Source organism: Streptomyces sp. MH60 (assembly GCF_002939385.1).
GTDB lineage: Bacteria > Actinomycetota > Actinomycetes > Streptomycetales > Streptomycetaceae > Streptomyces.
The window spans coordinates 23173-37227 of sequence record NZ_MULI01000003.1 but is presented as its reverse complement, the minus strand read 5'-3'; the positions used below and the strand labels follow the sequence as shown (position 1 = coordinate 37227).

Sequence of the window (14055 nt, the reverse complement as noted above, 5' to 3'; positions counted from 1 at the left end):
CAGACACCGGCAGTCACGGCTGGCGATCCCCTCACCTCGGGAGCTCTCCTTGTCACTTCGTCGTATCGTCACCAGCGCCCTCGCCTCCCTCGCTCTGGCGCTCGCCTCCGCCGGCGCCGTCCCCCTGACCGCCGGTCCGGCCGCGGCGAATCCCTGCGGTTTCTACGAGACCGCCTCCGACGCCTACTACAACCACTGCACCTCGGACGGGTCGCACATCGTCATCGAGATCGACGACTGGGGTCCCAACAGCGAACGGTGCGTGGTGCCCGGCGTGACCTGGATCGGCTCCAGTTCCGACATCGACGGCGCCTGGTACACCGGCCGCACCTGCTGAGCCGAACAGCGACTACGGCCGGGACGGCCACGCCCCGGTGCAGCTCGGCCCTCCCGGGGGCCGAGCTGTCCTGCCGTTCCCCCACGGCTAGGGTGTGCCGGATGACGTTGGAACTCGTGCAGGTGAACTTCAAGGCCGGGGACGACTCGGCGCTCGGCCGGTTCTGGGCGGAGGCGCTCGGCTGGAGCATGTCGAGCGAAGGACCCGGCGTCACCAACCTGGAACCCGAGGGCTTCGACTGGCCGGACCCGTCCGCCGTCTGCATTGATCTCGTCCGCGTCCCGGACCCGGAGACGGTCGGGTACCGGGTGCACCTCGAACTCGCGACCACCTCCGCAGCCCACCAGGCGGAGCTGGTCGCCCGTCTGGAGCGGCTCGGGGCGACGCACGCCGACGTGGGCCGGGGCGACACGCCGTGGAAGGTGATGGCCGACCCTGAAGGCAACGTGTTCAGCGTCCTGGAGCCCCGCGAGCGCTACCGGGACACGGGGCCGATCGCCTGCGTGGTCGTCGACTGCGCCGACCCACGGGACACGGCCCGGTTCTGGGGCGAGGCGATCGACTCGACCGTCCACCAGCTGACCGGCGACCGCGCTCTGCTGCGCTCCGCCAAGGGCGTGGGACCCTACCTCGAGTTCCGCCGCGCGTCCGACGACGAGGGCGTGTGGAACCGGATCCATCTCGACGTGATGGCGGACCCGGTCGAGGACCAGGCGAGGGAGGTCGCCCGACTCGAAGGTCTCGGCGCGACACGGACCGACGTGGGTCAGGGTGACGTCTCCTGGGTCGTCCTGACCGACCCCGCGGGCAACCAGTTCTGCGTCCTCGGCCGGGGCTGACGACGCCGCCTTCGAGCTTGCCGTTCAGCTTGTCGCGCCCGATGGCCGCGAGCGGTCCGGCAGGGGTGGGTGTGCCGGTGGCACGGGCCGTCCGGAGCCGTGGCGTGAAGCATGGACCGGGTGACCCCGCACTTCGTCGGCTCGGAACCGGCTCGCATCGGCAACGGCCCGCGCTCGGGCCACCGGCTCCTCGGTCCGGAGGAGGACCTGGCCAGGCGGCTGGTTACCAGCCTGCACGGCACCGCGCGGGCGTCGGCGGTCTTCGCCGCCGTGCTGCCGGACGGCATCCTGACCCGGGCCGCTCCGTTCGCCGATCCGGGTCTCCTTCCGGCCGGTCTGGCGTACGACCGCCTGGCACCCGGGCAACAGCACCTGCTGGAGCGTCTGGTGCGCCGGTATCTCGACCGCGCGCCCGCGGCGTACGCGCGGGAGTGCTGGTCGGACGCCGTGGCCCGTGGACTGAGCACCGTCTCCTTCGCCTGGGCCGGCGGCCTCGCACCCGGCGACCGGCACTACTACTGCGTGCGCGCCCCGGACTTCCTGATCGAGTACGACAACACACAGGACGACGGCAATCACGCGCACTCGGTCTGGCGGCACGTCCGCCACGACTGGGGAGCCGACCTGCTCCGCGGGCACTACACGGAGCGGCACGCCTAGAGCGTGTCCCTCCGGACGTCCAGCCGCTCCAGGAGCCGGACGGTCACGGTGTCCCCCGGCTCCTTGCCGATCGCCTTGCGCACCTCCGCTCGGGAGTGACTCGGTGTTCACAGGCAGGACGGCGGACGGGCGGCTCAGCTCACCACCCGATAGGTCACGTGCGTGACCGCGGTCGCCGCCCGCGACGTCACCTGTTCGAGTTCCAGCGGCGGCACGCCCTCGAACAGCCGGGTGCCCGCGCCCAGGGTGAACGGCACGACGTGCAGGCGCAACTCCTCGATCAGGCCTGCCGCCAGGTACTGGTTGACGGTGGTCGCGCCGCCCAGGACCAGGACATCGGCGCCGCCGGCCGCCGCACGCGCCTGTTCCAGTGCCGACTCGATGCCGTCGGTGACGAAGTGGAACGTCGTGCCGCCGTCCATCGGCTGCGGCTCACGCTCGTAGTGGGTGAGTACGAAGACCGGGGCGTGGAAGGGCGGTGGGTCGCCCCACCAGCCGTTCCACGGGCGGTCCCACGCACCCCGCACCGGGCCGAACATGTTGCGTCCCATGACGAACGCCCCGGCGGCGCCCATCCTTTCGAGCTCGGCCCGGTTCTCCTCCGGGTTGTCGAACATCCACCCGTGCAGCCTCTCGCCCGACCCGTCGCCACCGTCGTTCCCGAACGGGCGTTCCTCGGTCTGGTCCGTTCCGGCCGAGCAGCCGTCGGCGGAGATCGTGATGTCGCAGATCACCTTGCCTGTGCGCGCTGTCATGCCCACGGTTCTACACCGTTCCGCCCCCGACTGCTCAGCAGGACATGACCGCACCCTTTTTTATGAGTCAGCATTGACAAAGTTTCACTGCCCCTCATCAATATGTACTCCACGGCCCCACTGGCAAGAGGTGCGGCGCGGATACCGTCGGAGGACAACCATGGGTGGCCGCACCGCAGTTGCGCGACCGCCGGGGCCCGCCCGCCCGGGCGAGCCGCGGTCGATGACGGAACGGCGTCGGTGGAACTCCTCAGCAATGTCCAGCGGCGCGCACGGCAACCCTCGCAGGGAGTACCAGGCATGGTGACGACCGGAACAGACCTGTCCCGGATGCGCGAGATGAACCAGCTGTCCATCGTGTGGGCGCTGCGCGGCAACCCCCCGTCGACGGTCACCGAACTCGCGGGCCGGGCCGGTCTGTCGCGTCCCGCCGTGGACGTACTGGTGCGGGCACTGGTCACCGAGGGCTGGGCCGAGGTGCGGGAGCCCGGGACCGGCAGCGTGGTGGGGCGCCCCGCCCGCCGGTACCGGTTCCGGGCCGACGCCGGCCATGTGCTCGGCCTCGACGTCGGTGTGCACAAGGTGCTGGCGGTCCTCAGCGACCTGGAGGGCAACCTCGTGCGGACGCTGCGCCGGCCGGTCGACCCCGAAGCGCCGCCCGCGGCACGGCTGTCGGAGGTCGACCGGGTCATCGACGACGTCCTCCGGGCCACCGGGATGACACCGGACGACGTCTGGGCGGTGACGGTCGGGGTGACCGGCCCGGTCGACGCCGCGGGCCGGACCAGCCTGTCCACTCCGCTGCCCGGCTGGACCGAGGCCGACCCGGTCGCCCACCTCGCGGCCCGCTTCTCCTGCCCCGTCCGGGTCGAGAACGACTGCAAGCTCTCCGCCGTGGCCGAGCGGTGGAGGGGCGTGGCGCAGGACGCGGACGACATCGTCTTCCTCCTCGCCGGACTGCGTACCGGCGCCGGTCTCATCCTGGACGGCACCCTGCGCCGTGGCCACGGCGGCGCCGCGGGAGAGATCGGCGCCCTCAGGGCGGTGCGCTGGCTCACCGCTCCGGACCACCTCCGGTCCTGCCCCGGTATCCCGGCCACGGCCGCGCCCGGCGAGGCCGCCGCCTGGGTCTTCCAGGCGGCGCGGGACGGCGACCGGGACGCGAGGACCGCGGTCCGCCGCTACACCCGCGACCTCGCGGTGGGGGTCGCCGCGCTGGTGCTGACCCTGGACCCGCAGGTCGTCGTCTACGGCGGCGGCTTCTCGCGCTCCGCCGACGTGGTCCTGGAACCGCTGCGCCGCGAACTGACCAAACACTGCCTGCGCCTGCCGGAACTGCGCGCCTCCACGCTCGGCGACGAGAGCGTGGCCCTGGGCGCGGTGCGCCTCGCGCTGGACGAGGTGGACGACCGGCTGCTGAGCGACGGACTCTCCGCGCCGACCGCGCCACGCCGCTAGGCGCCCGCCGCGTCGGCGCCGGGCCGCCCCGGCGCGCCGGTCCGGCTTGCCCCCCTCCCTCCGCACACCACGACCACCCCTCCCCCGCCGGGAACGAAGGGACAGCACGTGAGCCACCATGACGAGACATCGAGGTCGGAACTGCGCGTCGGCGTGATCGGCGTCGGCCAGCGCGCGCCCCTGGCCGCGTTGGCGAACCGTCCCGGGCTCGCCCGGGTGGTCTCCTGCGCCGATCCGGACCCGCGGGGCCGGAAGGACGCCAGGGCCCTGTTCGGACCGGACGTGGTGCTGCACGAGCGGTACGAGGAGATGGCCGAGGACGGCCTGGACGCCGTGTTCGTCCTCACGCCGGACCACGTGCACACGCGGCCCGCGCTGTTCTTCCTGGCCGCCGGGGTTCCGGTGTTCGTGGAGAAGCCGCTGGCGATCACCGTCGAGGACTGCGACGCCCTGCTGCGGGCCGCGTACGACTCCCGCAGCCGCCTGTACGTGGGCCACAACCTGCGCCATCTCCCGGTGCTGCGGCGGATGCGCGAGCTGATCGACGACGGTGCGATAGGGCAGGTGCGCGCCGTGTGGTGCCGCCACTTCGTCGGGCACGGCGGGGACTACTACTTCAAGGACTGGCACGCCGAGCGGGCCAACACCACGGGGCTGCTCCTGCAGAAGGGCGCCCACGACCTCGACGTGATCCACTGGCTCGCCGGGGGCTACTCCAGGAACGTCGTCGCGCAGGGCGCCCTGTCGGTGTACGGCGGCAACCCGCGGCGCGGGGCCGGCGACCCGGCACCGGCGGGCGGGCGCATGCCCGACTGGTTCGACCCGGAGATCTGGCCGCCGTCCGCGCTGCGGGAACTGAACCCCGTCGTCGACGTCGAGGACATCAGCATGATGCTGACGCGCCTGGACAACGGCGTGCTCGCCAGCTACCAGCAGTGCCACTTCACGCCGGACTACTGGCGCAACTACACCGTCATCGGGGACGAGGGCCGGCTGGAGAACTTCGGCGACGGCATCGAGGGCGATCCGGCGACGATCCAGGTGTGGAACCGGCGCCGCTCCGGCTACCGGCGCGACGCCGACCTCACCGTCCCCGTCCCCACCCCGTCCCAGGACGACCACGGCGGTGCGGACCGGGCGCTGGTCGACGAGTTCCTCCGCTTCGCCGCCGCCGGGGGCCCCACGGACACCTCCCCGGTGGCGGCCCGCGAGGCGGTCGCCGCCGCGGTGGCCGCGACGACCTCGCTGCGCTCGGGCGGCACCCCGGTCGACGTACCCGCACCGCCCGCGGCGATCGCCGACTACTTCCGGCAGCACCAGCCCGCACGGCCTCCGCACCCGCGGCCGCGCCCCTGACCCGCGCCGCATCGCCCACGGTCGGGAGACCGGCCCCGGCACGCGCCCTGCTCCGGGCGCCGGATCACTCGGCGCCGTAGTACAGCCTGAGGAACTCCTCCATCGCCGCGTCGACGCCGGCGCGGTCACCGGTGGCGAGCAGGTCGAGCAGCAGGCCGCGGACGGTGGCCAGCCCCAGCCTGGCGCGGTTCCTGGCCGTGACGGGCGACGCCCCGGTCTCGACCTCGGCAACCACCAGGGGCTCCAGCCAGTCGCTCACCAGCCCTTCGAGGACCGGGGCGGCCTCGGGGCGGCCGCGCAGCGCATGTCCGCAGATCTCGAAGAAGAGCCGCTCCTGACCGGCCACCCCCGGGTCCGTCAGCTGCCGCCACAGCAGCCGCGCCACATCGGCGGGCGAGAGACCGGGCTCCGCGCGGAGCCGGGACAGCAACTCTCGCTGGCGCCGCTCCGCGGTCCGGACGATCTCGACGAGCAGCTGCTCCTTGGAACCGAAGTAGTGGATCAGCATGCGATGGCTGACCCCGATCGCGGCGCCGAGCCCGCGCAGGCTCAGGTCCGCGATGCCGTGTGCCGCGACGTGGTCGACTGCCGCGTCGACCAGCAGCGCGCGCCGGTCTCCCCGCGTCTCCCGTCCGGCGCCGGATGCCGACTGCGAACCGTCCATGGTCACCACGCCATGAGTGTACCCATTGGTACACACCGTGTGTACCGTGTGGTACATGAAGCCTGTCACTGTGTCGATCGACGTGCCCCACCGGCCCGAGCAGGTCTACGACTTCCTCGATGTCATGGCGCATCACGAGCGGTTCACCGATCACTACCTGTCCGGCTGGCACTGCAGCGGCCCCGCCCGTGGCATCGGCTCGCGCGCCTCCGTCACCGCCTCGCTGGGCGGCGCGAAGGCCGGCGTCGACATCGAGGTCGTCCAGGCCGACCTGCCGCGGCGCATCGTCGAACGCAACATCAGCGCGGCCGGGCGGCGACTGGCCCACGGGACCTACACCATCGAACCGCTGGGGACCGGCGGGAGCCACGTCTCGTTCACGTACGCCTGGGTACGCGCCCCGTTCACGGACCGCCTGCTGAGTCCCGTCGTACGCATGACGATGCGGCGCGCCAACCGCACGGCCATGCGCCGGCTCGCCGCCGAGCTGGCCCGCCACGCGTCCGCCACCGGCACCTGACCCCGGCGCGGGCGGTGACACGGTCGGACACCTGTCGCGCACCGGCATACGGGTGTACGGTCACGGCCCGAAGGCTATGGGAGCGCTCCCAAAAATGCGTTCCTATTTGTCATGTCCGCTTCATACGAGGAGGAACGCGTTGAAACGCCTATTGGCCCTGCTCGCGACCGGCGCATCGACCGTCGGCCTCACGGTGCTCGCCGGACCCCCGGCACAGGCCGCAACCGGCTGCGCGGCCGAGTACACGATCACCAGCCAGTGGGAGGGCGGCTTCCAAGCAGGGGTGAAGATCACGAACCTGGGTGATCCGGTCAGCGGCTGGAAGCTCGAGTTCGCGATGCCGGACGCCGGGCAGAAGGTCGTCCAGGGCTGGAACGCGACCTGGTCGCAGTCCGGCTCCAGGGTCACCGCCGGCGGCGTCGACTGGAACCGCACGCTGTCCACCGGCGCCTCGGCCGACCTGGGCTTCGTGGGCTCCTTCACCGGTTCCAACCCGGCGCCCACGTCCTTCGCGCTCAACGGCGTGACCTGTACCGGGTCCGTCACCGGTCCGCCGACGGACCCGCCGACCGATCCGCCCGCGTCCGGCACCCCGGCGGCCGTCAACGGACAGCTGCACGTCTGCGGTGTGCAGCTGTGCAACCAGTACGACCGCCCCGTACAGCTCCGCGGCATGAGCACGCACGGCATCCAGTGGTTCGGCCCCTGCTACAACGACGCGTCCCTGGACGCACTGGCGAAGGACTGGAAGTCGGACCTGCTGCGGGTCGCCATGTACGTGCAGGAGGACGGCTACGAGACCGACCCGGCGGGCTTCACCGACCGGGTGAACTCCCTGGTCGACATGGCCGAGGCACGCGGCATGTACGCCGTGATCGACTTCCACACGCTGACGCCGGGCGACCCGAACTTCAACCTCGACCGCGCCAAGACGTTCTTCGCCTCCGTAGCCGCGCGCAACGCGCACAAGAAGAACGTGATCTACGAGATCGCCAACGAGCCCAACGGGGTGAGCTGGGCGGCCGTCAAGAGCTATGCCGAGCAGGTCATCCCGGTGATCCGGGCCGCCGACCCGGACGCGGTCGTGATCGTGGGCACCCGCGGCTGGTCCTCGCTGGGCGTCTCGGACGGCGCGAACGAGAGCGAGGTGGTCAACAACCCCGTGAACGCGACCAACATCATGTACGCCTTCCACTTCTACGCCGCGAGCCACAAGGACACCTACCGCGCGGCGGTGAGCCGGGCGGCCGCACGACTCCCCCTGTTCGTCTCCGAGTTCGGCACGGTGAGCGCCACCGGCGGCGGCGCGGTGGACCGGGCGAGCAGCGTCGCGTGGCTGGACCTGCTCGACCGGTTGAAGATCAGCTACGCGAACTGGACGTACTCCGACGCCGACGAGGGCAGCGCGGCGTTCAAGCCGGGCACCTGCGGGGGCACCGACTACAGCGGCAGCGGCGTACTGACCGAGTCCGGGGCCCTGGTGAAGAGCCGTATCAGCACCGCCGACGACTTCCCGACGAGTTGACACCCGGCGGGGCTCCGGAGCCGTCCGGGGCCCCGCGCGAATTGACTGATTGGCGGCGGGGCCCGGTGGGCAGGGTGGCAGATGATGTCATGAGCACGACTCCTCTCCCCCACAAGGAGGTCGAGCATGCACGTCCGCACACTGACCGGACACCTCGCCGCCGCCGCACTGCTGTCCCTGCCGCTGCTGAGCGGCGAGGCCGTGGCCGCCGGCGCGTCGGGCGACGCCGCGGGTTCCCCGGCCGCGGCCCGGATCCTCACCTACGACGCCAGCGGCTCCGCGGAGTTCAGGTCCACGGTCGACCGGGGCGCGGCGATCTGGAACGAGAGCGTCGAGGGCGCTGAGCTGCGTCCGGCCACGGCCGGGCAGCGGGCCAACATACGCGTCCTGGCCGACGACGGCTGGCCGCGCGCGCTCACCACCTCCCTGGGCAACGGCACCGTCTGGATCGGCCGTCAGGCGGTGGACGAGGGCTACAACACGGTACGCATCTCGTCCCACGAGCTCGGTCACATCCTGGGGCTGCCGGACCGCAAGCCCGGGCCCTGTTCGAGCCTGATGTCGGGGTCGAGCGCGGGCACCGCGTGCACGAACCCGTACCCGAGCGCGGCGGAGAAGGCGGAGGTCGAGAACAACTTCGGCGGTGCGGCCGTGGGCCCGTCGGCGCTCGCCGCATCGGTACCCGTACTCGCCGTGGACTGACCCGGCGGGGCCGCCGGCGTGCGCCGTGCGGGGAAGCCGTGAAGAGTTCGGGCACACGGCCCGGGCTCCGGCCACGGCAGCGGAAGACTCGAAGGACTCGTTCGGCGCTTCCGTACAAGCAGGGCGCCGACCACGCGTTGGGAGACCGATCAACCATGTTCACTCTGGTACGGAGAAGAGCGCGGACGGCGGCGCTCGCGCTGTCGACCGTCGCGGCCCTCGTCTTCGGCGCGGCCACCGCGACCGGCGCCACATCGGCCCCCGCCCCCGCCTCCGCGAAGCAGGGGCCGACCTCGGTGGCCTACATCGAGGTGAACAACAACAGCATGCTGAACGTCGGCAAGTACACGCTGGAGAACGGGGGCGGCAACGTCTTCGACGTCGCCGTGATCTTCGCCGCGAACATCAACTACGACACGGCCTCGAAGACGGCGTACCTGCACTTCAACGAGAACGTGCAGCGCGTCCTCGACAACGCCGCCACGCAAATACGGCCGTTGCAGCAGAAGGGCATCAAGGTCGTCCTGTCGGTGCTGGGCAACCACCAGGGTGCCGGATTCGCCAACTTCCCCTCCCAGCAGGCGGCGTCGGCGTTCGCGAAGCAACTCTCGGACACCGTGACCGAGTACGGCCTCGACGGCGTCGACTTCGACGACGAATACGCCGAGTACGGCAACAACGGCACCGGCCGGCCCAACGACAGCTCGTTCGTGCACCTGGTGACGGCACTGCGTGCGAACATGCCGGACAAGATCATCAGCCTCTACAACATCGGCCCGGCCGCCTCCCGGCTGTCGTACGGCGGCGTCGACATCTCCTCCACGTTCGACTACGCCTGGAACCCGTACTACGGCACCTGGCAGGTCCCCGGCATCGCGCTGCCCAAGGCGAAGCTGTCACCGGCGGCCGTCGAGATCGGCCGGACCTCGCAGAGCACGGCCGCCGACCTCGCCCGCCGCACCGTCGGCGAGGGGTACGGCGTCTATCTGACGTACAACCTCGACGGCAGCGATCGCAGCGCCGACGTCTCCGCGTTCACCAGGGAGCTGTACGGCAGCGAGGCCGTCTACACGCCGTAAGGCGTCCGCGGGCTTCGACAACGATGTCAGGAGCAGAGCGGACCACTGAGGGCCGGGCACGGGTGTCCGGCCCTCACGGGCGTGGAGGGGCGGCTGCGGGATCGCGGGCCGGCGCCGGACCCCATGGCGCCTCCAGCGCGGCCCGCAGCGCGGCCACCGCGTCCCGCCCGATCCGCTCGGCGAGCGTCTCCTCCAGACGTCGCAGAACGAGGTCGGCCTGCTGATGCGCGCGCTGCCCCTCCGGGGTGCGCCGGATCAGCCGCCGCCGGGCGGAGGCGGGGTCGGGCGCCTGTTCCAGCAGTCCGAGGTGCACCAGGCCGTGGACGGCCTGGTGGGCGGTCTGCCGGGTGACGCCCATCCGCCGGGCCAGCTCCGACACCGTCGTGCCGTCCTCGTCCAGCACGCTGAACAGACCCAGCTGCGTCGGGGAGACGGACGACGCGCCGGCCTCGTCCAGAGCGGCGAGCAGGGCCTCGTCGAACCAGCGCCGGGCGTCACCCAGCAACTGCGGGAGATTGCGGTCAGCGGGATGCATCGGTTCCTCACGGGGTGGTGGGCGGCGGGCCGGCCCGTTGGCCCGCTTGGCGGTCGGCAACCCTATATGTCAGGCTGCCTGACATTGCAGTGCCGCCGACACGGGAGAGCCATGACCATCGAGTACGCCACACGCTACCGGCGCGCCTCGCACATCCCCGCCGAACCGGGCAAGCCGTACTTCATCGAGAAGGGCGAGGGAGACCGCGCCCACCTGTTCGGCGACCTGATCACGATCTACGCCGGCGGGGAGCAGACCGAGAACACCTTCAACTTCTTCACCGTCGAGGGCCCCAGGGGCGACATCATCCCGGCCCATCTGCACACGGACACCCACGAGGTCTTCTACGTCACCCAGGGCGCGGTCCGTCTGTTCGTCGAGGACACCGAGGGCGAGCAGCAGGAGAAGCTGCTCACGCCCGGTGACTTCGGCTTCGTGCCCAAGAACTGCCGGCACGCCTACCGCATGGAACGCCACCACAGCCAGGTCGTCGGTGTCGCCGCCGGCCCGGGCCGCACCTTCGAGCGCTTCTTCGAAAGTCTCGGTACGCCCGCCGAAGCCCTCGGACTGCCGCCCGAGCCCTACGTGCCCGAGCCGGAACGATTCGCCACCGTGCCCCAGGAGTTCGACGTGCGGTTCCTGCCCGACCACCAGTGGCGCACCCCGTGACCGCCGGGCGCCGCCCCCTCCGCGAGCTGATCGCCGCGCCCCATCCGGACGTCGCACCCGTGCCTCCCGCGGCCGGCCCGCGAGTCGGGCACCCGGGTGCTGCGGGGCGTCCCCTTCGCCGAACGCGCGGGAAGCCGGCCGCTGGAGCTGGACCTCTGGCTGCCCGAGAACACCGAGCGGAAGGCGGCATATTCGACCGGTCACTGCGGTTCACCAGGCGCGTCACCCAGCGGGGCGCCGGGGGCCGGTGACGGTCGGTCCAGTACGAAGGTGCCACCGGCGGTTGCCGCCAGGCCGGGCCCGAGGGCGGCCGCCGGCGTCCAGGCCCCCGGCCTGGAGGACCCACCGGCCAGCAGTTCGGTGACCGTGGCGGTGACGTCGGCCGTGTAGCCCATGCCCTCGCCCGCGCGGAGCCATCCCTCGCGCCGGGTACCGTCGGGCCACTCCACGACGGCGTGCCCCCAGGAGTGCGCGCGTGGACGGGGTGCGGCGTTGACCGTCACCCGGCCCAGCAGGCCGACGGCGTGGCGCCGCAGCGCCGGGACGGACAGCAGTCGGCCCAGCAGTGGGAGCACGGCACGCAGCAGCGGAGAGCTCGGGGCGAGGGCGGACGTGGCGGTGACGAACGGCGCTCCGCTCGCCGCGTGCGCCGCGATCAGCTCTCCGGACGCGGCACCTGCCGACTTGGCCGAGGTCCCGTCCGGGAAGATGAGCCGCCGGGGGTCGGCACCGAGGCGCGCGGCCACCGGCCGTCCGTTCTCGTAACGCCGTCCGCCCATGACGAGCGCGTCCACGATGCCGGTCGCCAGGGCGGTGCCGAGTGCCCCCGCCTCCACGTCCACCGAGGCCACGGAGTCGACCCGCACCCGGTGCGGCACAGGGCGCTCCTCGCACAGCTTCGCCACCAGCGCCTCCGTCGCCAGCACACCGAATCCGGCCCCGGTGACCAGGGTGCTGCCCGCCCGTACCGCTTCGTCGTGCAGAGCGAGCAGACCCTCCACGGCGACCACGTCGTTGGCCTGGTCGACGTAGTGGCCGCCGCCGGACATGCAGGCCCGGGCGATGACCGGTGCCGTGACGGCGTAGTCCCCCATCGTGTTCACCACCACCCGCGGGCGCCCCCGGACGACCTCGTCCGCGATCCGCTCGGCCGAGTCGGCGACGACGGCCTTCGCGTCCGCGGGCAGTCCGGCTTCGGCGCCGGCGGCGGCCATCCGCTCCCTGCTGCGCCCCACCGGTACGACCGTCAGTCCCCGCGCGACCAGTCGCGCGGCGACGCCACGGCCCACACGGCCGGTCGCCCCGACGATCCACACCTCGTCGTTCGCCCTGTCCCCGCTCGCCGTCCCATTGGTCTCACCGGTCTCGGTCATGTGTACGTCCCTGCCTGCTCCGGGCCGCACCGGGGCGGACCCCAGTGATGACACACCGTGTCATGACTACAGGCTAGCACTGACGACACAGCGAGACATCACCTGTTAGGGTCGGCCCATGGCAAGGTGGGATCCGGGTGCCGAGCAGCGCCTGAAGCGGGCGGCTCTGGAGCTCTACGCGGAGCACGGCTACGACAACGTGACCGTGACCGACATCGCCGAGCGGGCCGGGCTCACCCGGCGTTCCTATTTCCGCTATTTCCCCGACAAGCGCGAGGTTCTCTTCGGCGGCTCGGAGCGCCTGCCCCCGGCGCTCGCGGAAGCGGTCCTGGCGGCAGACCCCGACGCGGCTCCGCTCACCGCCGCCCTCGACGCGATGTCCCGCGTCGGCACCCGGCTCGCGGCACAGGTGGACGACGCGGCGGAGCGCCGGGCGGTCATCGACGCCAGCCCCGAGCTGCAGGAACGGGAGCGGACCAAGGCGGCCGCGATCACCCGGGCGATCCGCGAGGCCCTGATCGAACGGCAGGTCGAGGCCGACACCGCCGAACTCGTCGCACAGCTTGCCACGGTGGCCTTCGGCAACGCCTTCCGGCACTGGATCGACGCCGGGGGACACACGAGTTTCGGCAGCTGCCTGGACGCGGTGACCGACGGACTGCGGGCCGCCCTCGCCGAAACGTGAGCGGCGGGCAGTCGGACGGGTCAGCGCAGTCCGGCGAAGAGGTCGTTCTCCGGTACGGCCGCGCCGGTGGTGTCCCGGACCCGGACGAAGGTCTCCGTGCCCATCAGCTCACCGAACCTCTCCTTGCCCATCTTGAGGAAGAAGATGTTCTCGCCCTGGCTGGCGTGCGCGGCCAGCGCGTCGAACTTCTGACCGCTGAACGCGGTGGTGTCGACCCAGGTGGTGATCTCGTCGTCGGGGAGTCCGATCTCGGCCATCGCGGCGGCCTCGGCGGGGTCCGGCTCCGGCATGTCCTCACCGAACTCGCGCATGGTCTCGCCGAACCGCTGCATCATCGAGCGGGGCATCGTCGTCCAGTACACCTTCGGCGTCAGCTCCGTCATCTCCAGGGCCGCCATCGTGATGCGGTGGGCCTGAATGTGGTCGGGGTGGCCGTAGAAGCCGTTCTCGTCGTAGGTGACGACCACATCGGGCCGGTAGTGCCGCATGAGTTCCGCGAGCCTCGCGGCGCCTTCCTCGACCGGGGTCCGCCAGAAGGACCCCGGAGCGTCATTGCTCGGCCAGCCCATCATTCCGGAGTCGGCGTAGTCCAGCATCTCCAGATCGCTGATCTTCAGGACCTCGCAGCTCTCCTCGAGCTCCTGACGGCGCATCAGCGCGACGGCTGCCGGGTCGTGCCCCGGATCGCCCGGCTTGACGCCCCCCGGTCCGTCACCGCAACCGCCGTCGGTACACGTCACGAGTACCGTGCGGACGCCCTCCGCCGCATACCGGGCCAGCACCCCGCCGGTTCCGGTGGCCTCGTCGTCGGGATGGGCGTGCACGGCCATGAGCGTCAAGGGTCGGTTCGTCATGAAAAGAGTCCTCCTGCAGGCATACGTCGCGATCCGAGTACAGC

16 protein-coding genes are annotated in these 14055 nt (G+C 71.7%); 11 read left to right on the top strand and 5 right to left on the bottom strand.

From position 1 onward, the window contains the following. The first annotated feature begins 49 nt into the window (after positions 1-49). From BZZ08_RS03645 to BZZ08_RS03635, 3 genes are all read left to right on the top strand, one after another. Positions 50-337, top strand: coding sequence for a DUF6355 family natural product biosynthesis protein (locus BZZ08_RS03645; RefSeq protein WP_104630659.1), 288 nt, complete (start codon positions 50-52; stop codon positions 335-337). A gap of 101 nt (positions 338-438) precedes the next feature. Further along, entirely contained in the window at positions 439-1176 is a 738-nt protein-coding gene (locus BZZ08_RS03640) for a VOC family protein (protein ID WP_104630658.1), read from the top strand. 111 nt (positions 1177-1287) lie between these two features. After that, positions 1288-1836 carry a DUF3500 domain-containing protein gene (locus tag BZZ08_RS03635; RefSeq protein WP_104630657.1) on the top strand — a complete coding sequence of 183 codons (549 nt, stop codon included), beginning with the start codon at positions 1288-1290 and terminating at the stop codon, positions 1834-1836. 134 nt (positions 1837-1970) lie between these two features. Here the strand turns inward: BZZ08_RS03635 and BZZ08_RS03630 are convergent, their stop codons facing one another. Continuing rightward, positions 1971-2591, bottom strand: coding sequence for a dihydrofolate reductase family protein (locus BZZ08_RS03630; RefSeq protein ID WP_104630656.1), 621 nt, complete (start codon positions 2589-2591; stop codon positions 1971-1973). Positions 2592-2891: 300 nt separating this feature from the next. On the opposite strand from BZZ08_RS03630, the gene BZZ08_RS03625 reads away from it, so the two are divergent. After that, positions 2892-4049, top strand: a complete 1158-nt coding sequence (locus BZZ08_RS03625; protein WP_104630655.1) for an ROK family transcriptional regulator — start codon at positions 2892-2894, stop codon at positions 4047-4049. Between the two features lie 108 nt (positions 4050-4157). Beyond that, positions 4158-5405 (top strand): Gfo/Idh/MocA family protein, encoded by a 1248-nt coding sequence (locus tag BZZ08_RS03620; protein ID WP_104630654.1) that lies wholly within the window; start codon positions 4158-4160, stop codon positions 5403-5405. A gap of 64 nt (positions 5406-5469) precedes the next feature. Here BZZ08_RS03620 and BZZ08_RS03615 read toward each other — a convergent pair whose 3' ends face one another. Beyond that, positions 5470-6069: a TetR/AcrR family transcriptional regulator gene (locus BZZ08_RS03615; protein WP_241965380.1), complete on the bottom strand. Its 600-nt coding sequence runs from the start codon at positions 6067-6069 to the stop codon at positions 5470-5472. Between the two features lie 55 nt (positions 6070-6124). Between BZZ08_RS03615 and BZZ08_RS03610 the strand changes: the two genes are divergently transcribed. The 4 genes from BZZ08_RS03610 (at position 6125) to BZZ08_RS03595 (ending at position 9895) form a co-directional block, all read left to right on the top strand. Further along, on the top strand, positions 6125-6589 hold the full coding sequence (locus tag BZZ08_RS03610) for an SRPBCC family protein (RefSeq protein WP_104630652.1): 465 nt from the start codon (positions 6125-6127) through the stop codon (positions 6587-6589). Positions 6590-6728: 139 nt separating this feature from the next. Further along, positions 6729-8114, top strand: a complete 1386-nt coding sequence (locus tag BZZ08_RS03605) for a cellulase family glycosylhydrolase (RefSeq protein ID WP_198601267.1) — start codon at positions 6729-6731, stop codon at positions 8112-8114. A 126-nt stretch (positions 8115-8240) separates the two neighbouring features. After that, on the top strand, positions 8241-8816 hold the full coding sequence (locus BZZ08_RS03600) for a snapalysin family zinc-dependent metalloprotease (protein WP_104630650.1): 576 nt from the start codon (positions 8241-8243) through the stop codon (positions 8814-8816). A 155-nt stretch (positions 8817-8971) separates the two neighbouring features. Further along, positions 8972-9895 carry an endo-beta-N-acetylglucosaminidase H gene (locus BZZ08_RS03595; protein WP_104630649.1) on the top strand — a complete coding sequence of 308 codons (924 nt, stop codon included), beginning with the start codon at positions 8972-8974 and terminating at the stop codon, positions 9893-9895. Positions 9896-9968: 73 nt separating this feature from the next. Here BZZ08_RS03595 and BZZ08_RS03590 read toward each other — a convergent pair whose 3' ends face one another. Further along, positions 9969-10430 carry a MarR family winged helix-turn-helix transcriptional regulator gene (locus tag BZZ08_RS03590; RefSeq protein ID WP_104630648.1) on the bottom strand — a complete coding sequence of 154 codons (462 nt, stop codon included), beginning with the start codon at positions 10428-10430 and terminating at the stop codon, positions 9969-9971. Between the two features lie 111 nt (positions 10431-10541). Here BZZ08_RS03590 and BZZ08_RS03585 point away from each other — a divergent pair, with 111 nt between their 5' ends. After that, a complete protein-coding gene (locus BZZ08_RS03585; protein ID WP_104630647.1) occupies positions 10542-11099 on the top strand; it encodes a quercetin 2,3-dioxygenase in 558 nt (185 codons plus the stop codon). Positions 11100-11299: 200 nt separating this feature from the next. Here BZZ08_RS03585 and BZZ08_RS03575 read toward each other — a convergent pair whose 3' ends face one another. Further along, on the bottom strand, positions 11300-12472 hold the full coding sequence (locus BZZ08_RS03575; RefSeq protein WP_104630646.1) for a saccharopine dehydrogenase NADP-binding domain-containing protein: 1173 nt from the start codon (positions 12470-12472) through the stop codon (positions 11300-11302). 118 nt (positions 12473-12590) lie between these two features. Here BZZ08_RS03575 and BZZ08_RS03570 point away from each other — a divergent pair, with 118 nt between their 5' ends. Further along, positions 12591-13157: a TetR/AcrR family transcriptional regulator gene (locus BZZ08_RS03570; RefSeq protein ID WP_104630645.1), complete on the top strand. Its 567-nt coding sequence runs from the start codon at positions 12591-12593 to the stop codon at positions 13155-13157. 20 nt (positions 13158-13177) lie between these two features. Here the strand turns inward: BZZ08_RS03570 and BZZ08_RS03565 are convergent, their stop codons facing one another. Beyond that, entirely contained in the window at positions 13178-14011 is an 834-nt protein-coding gene (locus BZZ08_RS03565) for a PIG-L family deacetylase (protein ID WP_104630644.1), read from the bottom strand. Between the last annotated feature and the right edge of the window lie 44 nt (positions 14012-14055).